The sequence below is a fragment of the Arthrobacter sp. ISL-5 genome, from assembly GCF_018613835.1.
GTDB lineage: Bacteria > Actinomycetota > Actinomycetes > Actinomycetales > Micrococcaceae > Arthrobacter.
The window spans coordinates 13,900-25,944 of record NZ_JAGGPM010000025.1 but is presented as its reverse complement, the minus strand read 5'-3'; the positions used below and the strand labels follow the sequence as shown (position 1 = coordinate 25,944).

Below are 12,045 nucleotides of genomic sequence, written 5' to 3'. Positions count from 1 at the left end.
AGCGGTCGGGTGGCCCAGGGGAATCTCACGCCTCGCCAGCCAGGGACTGGTGTCGGTGTGGGAAAGCTCGTCCGGGAGTCATGATGCGTTCGTGTTGGGGACGTCTGAGTCTCAGATCTTGCCGCACTGGCCAGGTCCATCGGACAGCGACCCGAGTGCGCGAACCAGCAGTGGGTCAGCCGCCTTCTCAGGCAATGCCTGAACAGTGCTGCTGCAACACGCAGGAGGGGGTGTGAGAATCTACAGCATCGACGAGGCATTTCTCGGCATCAGGGGCAGCCCGGAGCACGTGCTGGGGCTCGGACGGGACATGAATGCAGCCGTGCAGCGCAATATCGGCGTGCCCGTGTGCGTCGGCATCGCGTCCATCAAGACCCTTGCAAAACTGGCCAACAAGTGGGCCAAGCACAACCCCGCCCTCGGCGGCGTGTGCCGCTGGGAATCCATGCCAGCCGCGGAGCGGGAGACGCTTATGAGCCGGCTTCCCGTCGTCGAAATCTGGGGCGTGGCCTCCCGGCTGTCCAGGCGCCTGACCGCCATCGGAATCTGCTCCATCCTTGACCTGAGCCGCGCGGACCCCGTCATGCTCCGGGACCGGTTTTCGGTGGTGATGATGCGGACAGTGCTCGAATTGCGGGGAACGCCCTGCATACCCCTGGAGGAGGAACGAGCAGGGCGCGATCAGCTCATCTTCTCCCGATCGTTCTCCACGCCCATAGCCACCGTCCCGGAGCTGCGCCAGATTCTGAGCGTGTACGCCCAGCAGGCCAGCGCCCGCCTGGCCAGGCACGGACTGCAGGCCAAGGTCCTCACGGCCTTCGCGGGCACGTCCGCCTACAGCCCGCAGGACACGTCCTTTCCTTCAGTCTGCGTTCCCCTGCCCATGCCCACCGCCGACCCCGTCCTCCTGACCAGGGCCGCCCACGGGCTGCTCCCCGCAATCCAGGAAGGCGTCAGATACGTGCGGGCCGGAATCATGGTCACGGATCTGCGCCCCACCGGTAACCAGAAGCCACTCGAACTGATCGCAAATCCGCACGAGGAACGCAACATCGGCCCGCTGATGGAGGAGATCAGCCGGAAGTACGGCCGTGGCGCGATCGGGCTCGGGTTCGCGGGGCTGAAGAACGGCGTTGACTGGAGCATGAAGCGCGGTATGCGCTCACCCCGCTACACCACGCGCTGGGATGAACTGCCCGTCGTCCGGGCAGCCTGAACTGGTGGGGCCTAACTCTGCGCGGGAGGTGCCGTCAGTCCACAAACTCTGACTGGGTCTCGATGAAATCCCACTCGCTTTCAGTCAGAACCGCCTGCGGCGTGTCCGGATGCGGACCGCCTGCTTCGGCGATTCCTTGCATCACGAACAGCGGAAGCTCTCCGGCCCGAAGGTTTTCCCGCAGCCATTCCTTGCTTTTCAGATCCAGATCTAGCCACCACATGTATATCTGCATGCCACGCCGCCTCTCTACGTCTCAACGCTAGGCCCGCCGTCCGCCGGATTCAAGGGAAAAAGGCACCGGGCCAGGACGACTTACGTCTCCGGCCGCCACCTGCGAAAGTGCCCGCAAAGTGCCTGACCCCGCGGGAAGTCTGGTTATTCATCAGGTGCCGGGCACACAATAAAGTATGTCTCCAGAGCGCTTCAGCGGCCCCCCTCCCCTGCTCGTGGGCGTAGTGCCCGGCCAGCATCCCGAGGTCCTCCAGACAGCCGCCACTCTGGCCCAAAGACTTTCCGCCCCGCTGCTCTGCGCCTACGTTGACGAGGCAAGCTACCTCGTGGAGTGGGACCCGGCGCGCTCCGCGCACCGCTTGTCGCTCCATCCGGACAAGAACGACGACGACATCCGGTCCCTGACGAATGACCTCAAGTCCGCCATCGGCTCCGCCATACCGAGCGCGTCGCCCGAATGGACGCTCCGAACACTCGCCGGCGATCCGGCCCGTGCCCTCGGGCGGCTCGCGGCCGAGGTCAACGCACCCATGATCATTGTGGGAACCCCCGAGAAGGGCTTCGGCCACCGCATTACGGAGCTCCTCAACGGCTCGGTGGCGGCCTGGCTCACCCACCACCAGAGCCGCCCCGTGCTGGTGGTGCCGTTCAGGATGGCCGCCCATGAGGACCGGCCGGAGTGACGCCGCGGCAATCTGAATCCGCTGAAAGCGGGCCCGGGAAAGTAAAGCGAAAGTAGTTATTCGAGGTGGTGGCCAACACCTTTACCGGCAAGTAAGCTGGTGAGCGCAGGCTGATCAAGCGCTTGCCTCAAAGACGGCTCCGGAGTGCGTATCCCCCAATAACGCACTCCGGAGCTTTTTAATGCCCTCCTGCCACCCACAAGGCCCGCCAGACGTTGACAGATACCCCCTAGGGGTATAGCTTGAGCTCATGAGCATTCCCGAAGAGACGCCTGAGGCAGCGGCCGTGGCACTGACCGAAGAGTCGCCGCCGCAGCATGGCTACACCGCGGACAAAGACGCCTACCTGCGAAGGCTCCGGCGGATCGAGGGCCAGGTCCGGGGCATCGCCCGGATGGTGGAGGAAGACAAGTACTGCATCGACATACTGACGCAGGTCTCGGCCGTCACCAAGGCGTTGCATGCCGTGAGCCTGGGCCTTGTGGAGGAACACATCGGCCACTGCGTCATTGGGGCGGCCTCCGAACCGGACCCCGCCCTGCGCGCCGAGGCGATCGACATCAAAGTGAAGGAGGCGGCAGACGCAATCGGGCGGCTGTTGCGGTAACGGCACAACCCACCACCCATCCCGCTGACCCATCCCGTCAGCGCGTCAACGAGGAGCCAGCAATGAGCACCATTTCCACCACCGTCCACGTCTCCGGAATGACCTGCGGGCACTGCGTGTCGGCCGTCAGCGAAGAGCTCGAATCGCTGGCCGGCGTCGAGGAAATAGCCGTGGATCTCAATGCCGGCGGAGTCTCCACGGTCACCATCACCTCCACCGAGGAGCTCTCGCCGTCCGAAATCGGCGAGGCAGTGGCCGAAGCGGGCTACCTTGTGGTGGCCAACGAGGCGTAAGCCGCCCAGGCAGAGCAGGAACAACAAATGAGCACAGAGCAGCTTCCGGGGCGCCCCACCAGCAGGGCGGTCGAACTCGACATCGAGGGCATGACCTGCGCGTCCTGCGTGAACCGGGTGGAAAAGAAGCTCGGCAAACTCGAAGGCGTCCAGGCCACGGTCAACCTCCCCCTGGAATCGGCCCACGTGAGGGTCCCGCCCGGAATCACAGACCAACAGATCACGGATCAGGTAGCGGCAGCAGGCTACAAGGCGCGGATCAAACCCGCATTACACCAGCGTCAGGACGCGCACACCTCCGGCACGGACCGCCGGACCGGCACGCTAGCTGTACCGACCACGACAGGTGACAATGTGGGGGCCGGCAGCGCTGGCGACGACGCCGGTGCCGGCATGCGGAAGCGTGCGTCTAAGGGAGGAACGACCGAGCACGCGGAGCATGGTGGACCGGCGGAGCACCAAGGCGACCACGAGCACCACGTAGACCACATGAGACACGGCAGCACGGCCCAAGCGCTCAAGCCGCGCCTGATCGCGGCGGCCGTCCTGACGGTCCCGGTCTTCCTCATCTCGATGTTCCCGGCGTTCCAGTTCCCGAACTGGGGCTGGGTTTCCGGCGCCCTGGCCTTGCCCGTGGTCAGCTGGGCGGCGTGGCCCTTCCACCGGGCGGCGGCCATCCATGCCCGGCACTTCACCTCCACGATGGACACGCTGGTGTCCCTGGGCGTGCTCGCCGCGTACATCTTTTCCGCCTGGCAGCTTCTCGCCGATCCGCGCCTGACCGAGCATCCCGGCATGGAGCAGATGGGCGGCGCGGGCTCCGGCGGCCTGTACTTCGAGGTCGCCGCCGTCGTCACCACCTTCCTGCTGCTCGGCCGGTTCCTGGAGGCGAACGCCAAGGCCAAGGCCGGGGACGCCCTGAAGGCGCTGCTGAACCTCGGCGCCAAGGACGCCACAGTGCTCGTCAACGGCGCCGAGGTGAAGACCTCGGCCGACCAGCTCGCCGTGGACGACGTCGTCGTCGTGCGCCCCGGTGAGAAGATCGCCACCGACGGCGTCGTGATCAGCGGCTCCTCCGCCGTCGACGCCTCGCTGGTGACGGGCGAATCGATGCCCATTGAGGTGGGTCCCGGGAGCCCGGTCACGGGCGCCACCATCAACACCGCCGGCCGGCTGCTGGTCCGCGCCACGCGTGTCGGCGCGGAAACAACGCTGGCCCAGATGGGCCGGCTTGTGGCCCAGGCCCAGACCGGAAAGGCACCGATTGCCCGGCTTGCGGACCGGATCAGTGCCGTCTTCGTCCCGATCGTGCTGGCGATCGCCGTCCTGACCTTTGCCGCCTGGCTGCTGGCGGCCGGCCCGGACGTCAGCGGGCCCCAGCTGCGCTCGGCCTTCACGGCCGCGGTGGCGGTGCTCGTGATTGCATGCCCGTGCGCCCTCGGCCTGGCCACTCCGGTGGGGCTCCTGACCGGAACCGGGCGCGGCGCCCAGCTGGGCATCCTCATCAGGGGCCCGCAGGTCCTCGAGGACACCCGCACCGTGGACACCATCCTGCTGGACAAGACCGGCACGGTCACCAGCGGACACCTTGCCGTCGACTCCGCGGTTGCCTTCTCGCCGTTCAGCGAGGCGGAGGTCCTGCGGCTGGCCGGCGCGGTCGAGGCAGCTTCCGAGCACCCGATCGCGCACGCGATCGCCGCTGCCGCGCGGGCCACGGTGCCCGTCACCGGCCGGACGGACGACGGCGGCGGCCTCCCCGCCGTCGCCGGCTTCCGTTCCGCACCGGGCGGCGGCGTGGTGGGAACCGTGGAGGGGCGGCTGGTGGTTGCCGGCCGGACCGGATGGCTGCAGGACAACGGCCTCAGCCCTCTGCCCGGGCAGCTCGACGCACTGCGTTCGGCGGAGGACTCGGGTGCCACGGCCATCTGGGTTGCCGTGGACGGCGAGGCCGCGGGCATCATCACCCTGCGGGACACGCTCAAACCGGGATCGGCGGCGGCAGTCGCCAGGCTGAAATCCCTGGGGCTGCGGCCCGTGCTGCTGACCGGCGACAACGCCGCCGTGGCCGCCCAGGTGGCAGCCGCCGTCGGAATTCCCGCCGTGGACGTGTTCGCGGGCGTCCTCCCCGAAGGCAAGGTGGACGCCGTCCGCCGCCTGCAGGCCGCCGGCGCGACGGTGGCCATGGCCGGTGACGGCGTGAACGACGCCGCGGCCCTGGCCCAGGCGGATCTGGGGATCGCGATGGGCTCCGGAACGGACGTCGCCATCGAGGCGGCCGACCTGACTGTCATGGGCAACGACCTCGGGCAGGTGGCAACGGCGATCGAACTGTCCCGCCGGACGCTGGCCACCATCAAGACCAACCTGTTCTGGGCCTTCTTCTACAACGCGGTGGGGATCCCGGTGGCCGCGCTGGGCCTGCTCAATCCGATGATCGCCGGCGTTGCCATGGCCGCAAGCTCCGTGCTGGTAGTGGCCAATTCGCTCCGGCTGCGCAGCTTCGGCACGGCAAGCACGCAGCCGCCCAAGTAGGGAGCGGCCAAGTAGGGAGCGGCCAGGCAGGGGGCTGCCGGGCAGACAGCGCCGGTGTCAGGCAGCGCCGAAGCGCACGGCCGCCCTGGCCTTGGCCTTCGCCGCTTCCTCTGCCCGGTCCTTCGCCGGCGCGTGCGTCACGAGCGCCTCGAGCAGGTGCTGCGTTGCGTGCGCCACCTCGTGTACGGCACGTTCGAAGGCTTCCTCGTTGGCCTTGGATGGCCTGGTGCTGCCGCTGATCTTGCGGACGTACTGCAGGGCCGCGGCATGGACCTCCTCGGACGTGGCATGCGGTTCGTAGTTGTGGAGGGTTCGGATGTTCCGGCACATACCCCCATGCTAGGCTCTGGATCGCCCGGGATCGACCCTCCGGACACCTTTCGGGAGGGGTGCCGAAACCATGGGGAGGACTGCATGGGGAGCGGTGCCCATCGACACTGTTTCGTGTCGGAGGATAGCTTGTAGGCAATGGATCTTCCGGACGAGCCGGAGGCCGCTGGGGATGCCGACTGGATCGGGTCCGTTGATTAAGGAGAAACAGAATGGCATTTTGGGGTGCAGATACCGACCAGCTCAAGACACTGAGCACGAAGCTTCAGCAGGGTTCGGCTGAAATCGAAAAGCAGAGGTCCGCGCTGTCCAGCGCTCTCCAGGCCACCGAATGGAAGGGCCCGGACGCTGACAAGTTCCGCGCCGACTGGGAAAGCAATCACGCAGCGCAGCTCGCCAAGATTGCCCAGGCCCTGGACGAGGCCGGCAAGCAGGCCTCCCGCAACGCACAGCAGCAGGAGGAAGCTTCCCACCGCTAGGGCAAGCAACCACAGGAGGGCCGGACGCACGCGTCCGGCCCTCCTGGCGTTTAACCCCGGCCCCGTTAGGGGGCAACGGCTTACGGGACGGGTTCGACGTCGTTCGCGTGGTCGAGCGGTGCGGTAACCGGAGTGCCGGCACCGGTCCGCGGAACGAGTCCCCGCAGCTCGTCCAGCCGGACCAGCACGACACCACCAACGATCAGCACGCCGCCCAGGAGCTGGATGGCGCCCGGCAGTTCGCCGAGCAGCAGCCACGCCCAGAGCACGGCAAACAGCACCTCGGTCAGCGACACGAAGGACGCCACCTTCGATCCCAGGGCGCGCGCCGCCATGATTCCGGAGACATACGCCAGCACGGTGGCCAGCACCACCAGTCCGCCGACGGAAACCCACCACGGCGTGATCCACGGCCCCAGTTTCGTGTCGGCCGTGCTGAAGGCCATGGGCAGCAGGCCCGTGGCGGCGGCCAGCCACATGACGGCAGCGCCCACCATGAGCCCGCCGGAGGCAAGGACGATGGGCGGGAGGGTGTCGTTTTCCTTGGCGGTGATGAAGAAATAGATGGCCAGGCAGACTGCGGCGGCAATGCCCCAGAGCACGCCGACGAAGTCGATCTTCACGGCGCCCGTCAGGTCCAGCACCAGGACCAGGCCGCCCAGCGACAGGAGCGTTCCGGCGATGGTGAGCGGGCGCGGCCGCTTCCGGCTCGCCGCCCACATCCACAGCACGATCAGGACCGGGGCGAGGTACTCCAGCAGCAGCGCCACGGCGACCGAGAGCCGGTCCACCGCGTTGAAGTAGAACAGCTGGCAGGCCGCCACGCCGATCAGGCCGAACAGCACGATGGTCACCCAGTTGTCCCGCAGCTGGTGCCACCGCCCGCGCAGCGCCGGGATGGCGGGGATCGCCAGGATGAGCGCGGCGCCCGTCAGCCGTGCGGTGACGGCGGCACCGGGCGTCCAGCCGGTTTCCAGCAGTGCCTTGGCGAAGGAGCCGGAGAGGCCGAAGACGGCGGAGGAAAACAGGGCAATGCCCAGGCCCGACGCCATGAACCCCGGTGCCGCCGGGCGGGCCGGAACGGATAGCGCCGAAGCAGACGGCGCAGTGGAGGCCCGCGCAGCTGGGGACGCCGAAGTGGAGGGCGGCGAAGTCAGGGACGTCGCTGAGGCAGCCCGCGCTGCGGGGATCGCCGGCTGGGGCAGTTTGGCGCGGTTGCTGGATGCAGGCACGGCTGCCTCCTGTCAGGAGTAAAGTGGGGTGTTGGTCATGACATTACGCCTCGGCACTGTAAGGAGTCAAGATGGTCTTTGCCCCTGACACGGAGGTGGCGCTGCGGACCGTGGTGCACCTCATCAACAGCGCAGCGAACGGCGAGGAAAAACTGGCCACGGTGGCGGACCTGGACGAGTTCCTCCGTGCGGAGGGCTTCAGCGGATCCCGCGCACGGGACGCCGCGGAGCTGGCCAGCGTGCACGCGCTGCGGTCAGATCTCGCTGCCCTGTGGACCGCGGACGAGGATACGGCCGTGGCAGGCGTGAACCGGTTGCTGCGCGAAGCCCACGCCCTGCCCCAGCTGCTGAAGCACGACCAGTGGGACTGGCACCTCCACGCCACCACCCGCGAAGCTCCGCTGGCGGACAGAATGGGAACAGAGGCAGCCATGGCCCTGGTGGACGTGATCCGCAGCAAGGAAATGGACCGGATGCTGGTGTGTGCGGCGGACGACTGCGACGCCGTTGTGCTGGACCTCAGCCGGAACCGGTCCAAACGGTACTGCGACACGGGAAACTGTGCCAACCGCGCGCATGTGGCGGCCTATCGGGCGCGCCGCGCCGCGGGCGGGGACTAGCAGCGGTGGGCGGGGACTAACAGGCCACGTGCTTTGCCGCTAGGGGCGCCGTACGGCCGGGGGCGCAGTACCGCTAGGAGGTGCCGCCGTCAGGATTTGAGTCGTCCGAGGGATGCGGCGCAACGGGACCCGGCTTCTGGCCGTGTCCGCCCAAGCCGTGCGACGGCTTCTTGGCCGAGCTGAGGTTCACGCCGGAGCCCTTCCCCAGGTGCTCGGCGTTGTCCTTGTAGCTCATGGACAGCATTGCCGCGATGACGAGCGTGACGATGAAGGCAATGCCAGCGCCGGTGAAGGCGAGGTCGAAGCGCGGCGCGCGCGCACTGCCGCCGGAGGCGAAGATCAGCACCGCGAAGAAGGCCAGCACACCCCAAAACGCGGAGAACATCAGGGGTCCCTTAACCGAGGTCCGCAGGTTCCGCGGTTCTCCTGGTTTCTGGTGTGCCACGGTGTTTCCTCCAATGCGGGCGGCAAGGATGCGGCCTGCCCGTTGTGATGTGATTGGTCTACTGCCATTGTTCTACAGGGAGTAGAACCCTTACGTTCTAGTTTACGGCCTTGCGGCGGCCGCCCGCGCATCATGCCTGAGTGAAAGACCGGCCAGGATCCAGAGCACGCCCGAGATGATGGCTCCGCCGCCGGCGACGCCCAGCAGCGCGTGCGGGCCGAGGGAGGTGAAGAACGGCAGGGCAGCGGCCGTCCCGAGGCCAACCACCCCCGAGGCGAGCCAGTCCCGCGCCAGGACATGGCGCCCCCTGAACCTGATGCCGAAATACAGTTCGGCTGCGGCCACGGCGGCGAGGCCCAACGCGGCAACGAAGGCGAAGAGCAGGCTGCCCTGCAGGATCAGGACGCTGGCACCTGCGCCGGTGAGGACCGAGGCCGCCGCGGACATGGTCCTGCCGGGAGACGCCTCGCGGCGGAAACCGGTCAGCGGGATACCCCAAAGCAGGACGGCGCCGGTCGCGAGCAGGTACGCCCCTCCCGCCCAGCTCATCCCCGTCTCGGAGGGCGCCGCCCAGAACACCGTCACGGCGCCGAACGCCAGCGCGGCGGCGGCGCGCAGCAGCACGGGCTTCCACAGTTCCGCCTGGTGGGCAGGCGCGGAGGCTTCAACGGGGTTCACGGGGGAAGTCACCGGACCAGTTTAGTTCGCCCGCCTGATTCCCCGAACCTTGCACCGGCAACGGCCCGCGAGGGGCCCTCGTCAGGAGCCGAGCACCATCCAGCGGTCCGTTCTTGCCCTGAGGCCCAGCGTCACGGCCCGGGCCAGCATGTAGCCCAGCGAGAACGCCACCCAGACCCAGACCAGCGCCGCAGCCCCGCCGGGCCCGCGGAGCGGGACTGCCAGGAGCATCGGCAGGTAAACGGCAAGATTCACGACGCCGGCAATCGCCAAATATTTGGCGTCACCTGCCCCGATCAGCACGCCGTCCAGGACGAACACGTACCCCGCAATGGGCTGCCCTGCCGCCAGCACGAGAAGGGCAGACGTGAGGACTGACTGGACGCCGGCGTCGGACGTGAACAGTGCGCCGGCGAAGGGCGCGGCCACGGCGAGCAGGACGCCCGTCACCACACCAAAGCCGGTGCCCCAGCGGATCATGGTCCGGGTCAGCAGCCGGGCCTTCTCCGGGTTGGAGGCCCCGAGTTCCCTCCCGATGAGTGCCTGTGCGGCGATCGCCAGGGCGTCCAGCGCAAAGGCGAGGAAGGTAAAGACGGTCATGGCCAGCTGATGCGCGGCGAGGTTCACGGCACCCTGGGCCGTGACCACCAGGACGGTGGCCAGGATGGCGATCCGCAGGCTCAGGGTCCGGAGCATCAGCCACGAACCCACTTTGGTCATGGCGCGGATCCCGCGCCAGTCAGGCAGGAGCGAAACGCCGTGGCTGCGCGCGTTTCGCTGCACTATCAGGAGATAGACGGCCGCCATGGCCCACTGCGCAATGCTGGTTCCGACGGCGGACCCCGTGACGGACCAGCCCAGGCCATAGACCAGCATGAGGTTCAGTGCGATATTGAGCGCGAACCCTGCCGTGGCCACCACCAGCGGCGTCCGCGTGTCCTGCAGTCCCCGGAGCACGCCTGTGCCGGCGAAGATCAGCAGCATGGCTACCAGCCCGGGCATGGACCAGCGGAGATAGTCCACGGCGAAGGAACGGACCTCGCCGCCGGCGCCCATGAGTCCCACCAGCGGTTCCGCGGCGACGAAGCCCGCTACCGCCAGGATGGTTCCCAGCAGGAAGGCCAGCCAAACGCCGTCGCGTCCGGCGGCCAGGGCCTTGGCGAATTGCCCGTCGCCGATCGCGCGGGCCACGGCCGGGGTGGTGGAGTAGGCCAGGAACACCATCAGGCCGACAGCAGTGTGAAGCACGGCCGAGGCCAGCCCGACGCCGGCCAGCTGGGCAACCCCCAGGTGGCCTACGATCGCCGAATCGGCGAGCAGGAACAGCGGCTCCGCGATCAGGGCTCCGAACGCGGGGACCGCCATGCGCAGGATTTCGCGGGCGTGGCTGTTGGATTTCACGGCCGGAACCGTGGCGGAAGGTGAGTCGGGCACCGTTTCAGCCTAGCGGCCGCTGCGGCAGGGGCGGCCCGCCGCTGGCCCGATTACCTGACCCGGTAATATTCCTGCAGTGCCAAAGACAGATTCCCTGCCCCAACCCGTGACCGTGTCCATTGCCCGCACGGTCCTGCCGGGCCGCACCCGCCAGGCCAGCGCCTGGGCCCACGCCGGCCAGGAACTGGCCCGCGAATGGCCAGGCTACCTCGGCTCCGGGTGGGTCCGCTCCGCAGCCGATTCCGACGAATGGCACATGCTGTACCGTTTTGCGGACGCTGACCTCCTCCACGACTGGGAGCAATCCGAGGAGCGGCGCTGGTGGATCGACAGCGCTGCCGGCCTCGTGGAGACCACAAGGGTGGAGCGCCGCACCGGGATCGAGGGCTGGTTCGCCCAGCCCGGCGATGTTCACCTCGCCGTTCCGGAGACCGTGGTGCCTCCGCGCTGGAAGCAGATGGTCAGCATCTTCCTACCGTTCTTTCCCCTCAGCCTTCTGGCCAACTTCCTGCTGCACCCTGTCACACAAGACTGGCCGCTGGTGCTCCAGGTACTTCTGGCTACGTGCATCCTGACCCCGCTCATGACCTACATCTTCCTTCCGGCCACCACCAGGCTGCTCGGCCCCTGGCTCCGGAAGAAGCGGTCATAGGGCCCCGAAGAGTGCAAAACGTCACAATTAGTTGACACTTCAACTAATTGTGCGGCACAGTGGACTTGAAGCTACAAGCGATCCGATCGCCGGCTAGCAAGACCGAACGCACCCGACACGAACGGCGAAATTTCCATGAACCAGCCCACCCTGACCACCACCGCACTGACCATCCTGCGCGTCATCGTCGGATTCCTGTTCGCAGCCCACGGCTGGCAGAAGTTCAGCGAGTTCACCATCGCCGGCACCCAGGCGTCCTTCGCAAAGATGGGTGTTCCTGCAGCCGAGGCCGCAGCCCCGGTCATCGCTACGCTCGAACTGGCAGGCGGCATCGCCCTGATCCTCGGCGTGCTCGCCCGGGTCTTCGCCGCCCTGCTGGCGCTGAACATGCTCGGCGCCTTCTTCCTGGTGCACGCCCCGGCCGGCGTCTTCGCCGCCAACGGCGGGTACGAACTGGTCCTCCTGCTGGCCGCGGCCGCACTCGCCATCGCCCTCACCGGCGCCGGCCGACTCTCCGTCGACCGCGCCCTCTTCGGCCGCACCGGCTCGAAGCTGAACGTTCTCGCCTAGGACGCCACCTCAGGACGTCACCTCAACGGAATGCCCGACG

General features: G+C 67.7%; 15 protein-coding genes and 1 pseudogene. 10 read left to right on the top strand and 6 right to left on the bottom strand.

Annotated features, from left to right (window positions below; all coding sequences use genetic code 11):
- Positions 1–238 precede the first annotated feature (238 nt).
- A pseudogene (locus tag J7I89_RS13460) lies at positions 239–1,216 on the top strand (DUF4113 domain-containing protein); the annotation flags it as partial.
- A 34-nt stretch (positions 1,217–1,250) separates the two neighbouring features.
- On the opposite strand, the gene J7I89_RS13455 reads toward J7I89_RS13460, so the two are convergent.
- The gene (locus J7I89_RS13455; RefSeq protein ID WP_214971124.1) at positions 1,251–1,451 is read right to left on the bottom strand and encodes a hypothetical protein; all 201 of its coding nucleotides are present in this window, start codon (positions 1,449–1,451) and stop codon (positions 1,251–1,253) included.
- Positions 1,452–1,626: 175 nt separating this feature from the next.
- On the opposite strand from J7I89_RS13455, the gene J7I89_RS13450 reads away from it, so the two are divergent.
- From J7I89_RS13450 to J7I89_RS13435, 4 genes are all read left to right on the top strand, one after another.
- Positions 1,627–2,133, top strand: coding sequence for a universal stress protein (locus tag J7I89_RS13450; protein WP_214971121.1), 507 nt, complete (start codon positions 1,627–1,629; stop codon positions 2,131–2,133).
- A gap of 250 nt (positions 2,134–2,383) precedes the next feature.
- Positions 2,384–2,740, top strand: coding sequence for a metal-sensitive transcriptional regulator (locus J7I89_RS13445; RefSeq protein WP_214971118.1), 357 nt, complete (start codon positions 2,384–2,386; stop codon positions 2,738–2,740).
- Positions 2,741–2,802: 62 nt separating this feature from the next.
- Positions 2,803–3,033, top strand: coding sequence for a heavy-metal-associated domain-containing protein (locus J7I89_RS13440; protein WP_214971114.1), 231 nt, complete (start codon positions 2,803–2,805; stop codon positions 3,031–3,033).
- Positions 3,034–3,060: 27 nt separating this feature from the next.
- Entirely contained in the window at positions 3,061–5,565 is a 2,505-nt protein-coding gene (locus tag J7I89_RS13435) for a cation-translocating P-type ATPase (protein ID WP_214971111.1), read from the top strand.
- Between the two features lie 57 nt (positions 5,566–5,622).
- Here the strand turns inward: J7I89_RS13435 and J7I89_RS13430 are convergent, their stop codons facing one another.
- Positions 5,623–5,895 carry a DUF2277 domain-containing protein gene (locus J7I89_RS13430; protein WP_214971108.1) on the bottom strand — a complete coding sequence of 91 codons (273 nt, stop codon included), beginning with the start codon at positions 5,893–5,895 and terminating at the stop codon, positions 5,623–5,625.
- Positions 5,896–6,107: 212 nt separating this feature from the next.
- On the opposite strand from J7I89_RS13430, the gene J7I89_RS13425 reads away from it, so the two are divergent.
- A complete protein-coding gene (locus J7I89_RS13425) occupies positions 6,108–6,374 on the top strand; it encodes a hypothetical protein (RefSeq protein ID WP_214971105.1) in 267 nt (88 codons plus the stop codon).
- An 80-nt stretch (positions 6,375–6,454) separates the two neighbouring features.
- Here the strand turns inward: J7I89_RS13425 and J7I89_RS13420 are convergent, their stop codons facing one another.
- Positions 6,455–7,426: a DMT family transporter gene (locus J7I89_RS13420; protein ID WP_214971102.1), complete on the bottom strand. Its 972-nt coding sequence runs from the start codon at positions 7,424–7,426 to the stop codon at positions 6,455–6,457.
- Here J7I89_RS13420 and J7I89_RS13415 point away from each other — a divergent pair.
- Both J7I89_RS13415 and J7I89_RS13410 read left to right on the top strand, forming a co-directional pair.
- Positions 7,407–7,628 (top strand): hypothetical protein, encoded by a 222-nt coding sequence (locus tag J7I89_RS13415; protein WP_214971099.1) that lies wholly within the window; start codon positions 7,407–7,409, stop codon positions 7,626–7,628. The two genes, J7I89_RS13420 and J7I89_RS13415, sit on opposite strands and share 20 nt — an antisense overlap.
- A 49-nt stretch (positions 7,629–7,677) precedes the next feature.
- On the top strand, positions 7,678–8,226 hold the full coding sequence (locus tag J7I89_RS13410) for a CGNR zinc finger domain-containing protein (RefSeq protein ID WP_214971096.1): 549 nt from the start codon (positions 7,678–7,680) through the stop codon (positions 8,224–8,226).
- 73 nt (positions 8,227–8,299) lie between these two features.
- On the opposite strand, the gene J7I89_RS13405 is transcribed toward J7I89_RS13410, so the two are convergent.
- From J7I89_RS13405 to J7I89_RS13395, 3 genes are all read right to left on the bottom strand, one after another.
- The gene (locus J7I89_RS13405; RefSeq protein WP_214971093.1) at positions 8,300–8,671 is read right to left on the bottom strand and encodes a hypothetical protein; all 372 of its coding nucleotides are present in this window, start codon (positions 8,669–8,671) and stop codon (positions 8,300–8,302) included.
- Between the two features lie 102 nt (positions 8,672–8,773).
- Positions 8,774–9,361 (bottom strand): hypothetical protein, encoded by a 588-nt coding sequence (locus tag J7I89_RS13400; protein WP_214971090.1) that lies wholly within the window; start codon positions 9,359–9,361, stop codon positions 8,774–8,776.
- Between the two features lie 69 nt (positions 9,362–9,430).
- Positions 9,431–10,714, bottom strand: a complete 1,284-nt coding sequence (locus tag J7I89_RS13395) for an MATE family efflux transporter (RefSeq protein ID WP_214971397.1) — start codon at positions 10,712–10,714, stop codon at positions 9,431–9,433.
- Between the two features lie 145 nt (positions 10,715–10,859).
- Between J7I89_RS13395 and J7I89_RS13390 the strand changes: the two genes are divergently transcribed.
- Positions 10,860–11,435, top strand: coding sequence for an antibiotic biosynthesis monooxygenase (locus tag J7I89_RS13390; RefSeq protein WP_308159906.1), 576 nt, complete (start codon positions 10,860–10,862; stop codon positions 11,433–11,435).
- 135 nt (positions 11,436–11,570) lie between these two features.
- Positions 11,571–12,005, top strand: coding sequence for a DoxX family protein (locus J7I89_RS13385; RefSeq protein WP_214971087.1), 435 nt, complete (start codon positions 11,571–11,573; stop codon positions 12,003–12,005).
- Positions 12,006–12,045: the final 40 nt, after the last annotated feature.

Coding starts and splice junctions, on each gene's coding strand:
- J7I89_RS13455 (WP_214971124.1), bottom strand. CDS start 1,451: ATGCAGATATACATGTGGTGGCTAGATCTGGATCTGAAAAGCAAGGAA.
- J7I89_RS13450 (WP_214971121.1), top strand. CDS start 1,627: ATGTCTCCAGAGCGCTTCAGCGGCCCCCCTCCCCTGCTCGTGGGCGTA.
- J7I89_RS13445 (WP_214971118.1), top strand. CDS start 2,384: ATGAGCATTCCCGAAGAGACGCCTGAGGCAGCGGCCGTGGCACTGACC.
- J7I89_RS13440 (WP_214971114.1), top strand. CDS start 2,803: ATGAGCACCATTTCCACCACCGTCCACGTCTCCGGAATGACCTGCGGG.
- J7I89_RS13435 (WP_214971111.1), top strand. CDS start 3,061: ATGAGCACAGAGCAGCTTCCGGGGCGCCCCACCAGCAGGGCGGTCGAA.
- J7I89_RS13430 (WP_214971108.1), bottom strand. CDS start 5,895: ATGTGCCGGAACATCCGAACCCTCCACAACTACGAACCGCATGCCACG.
- J7I89_RS13425 (WP_214971105.1), top strand. CDS start 6,108: ATGGCATTTTGGGGTGCAGATACCGACCAGCTCAAGACACTGAGCACG.
- J7I89_RS13415 (WP_214971099.1), top strand. CDS start 7,407: ATGCCCAGGCCCGACGCCATGAACCCCGGTGCCGCCGGGCGGGCCGGA.
- J7I89_RS13420 (WP_214971102.1), bottom strand. CDS start 7,426: ATGGCGTCGGGCCTGGGCATTGCCCTGTTTTCCTCCGCCGTCTTCGGC.
- J7I89_RS13410 (WP_214971096.1), top strand. CDS start 7,678: ATGGTCTTTGCCCCTGACACGGAGGTGGCGCTGCGGACCGTGGTGCAC.
- J7I89_RS13395 (WP_214971397.1), bottom strand. CDS start 10,714: ATGGCGGTCCCCGCGTTCGGAGCCCTGATCGCGGAGCCGCTGTTCCTG.
- J7I89_RS13385 (WP_214971087.1), top strand. CDS start 11,571: ATGAACCAGCCCACCCTGACCACCACCGCACTGACCATCCTGCGCGTC.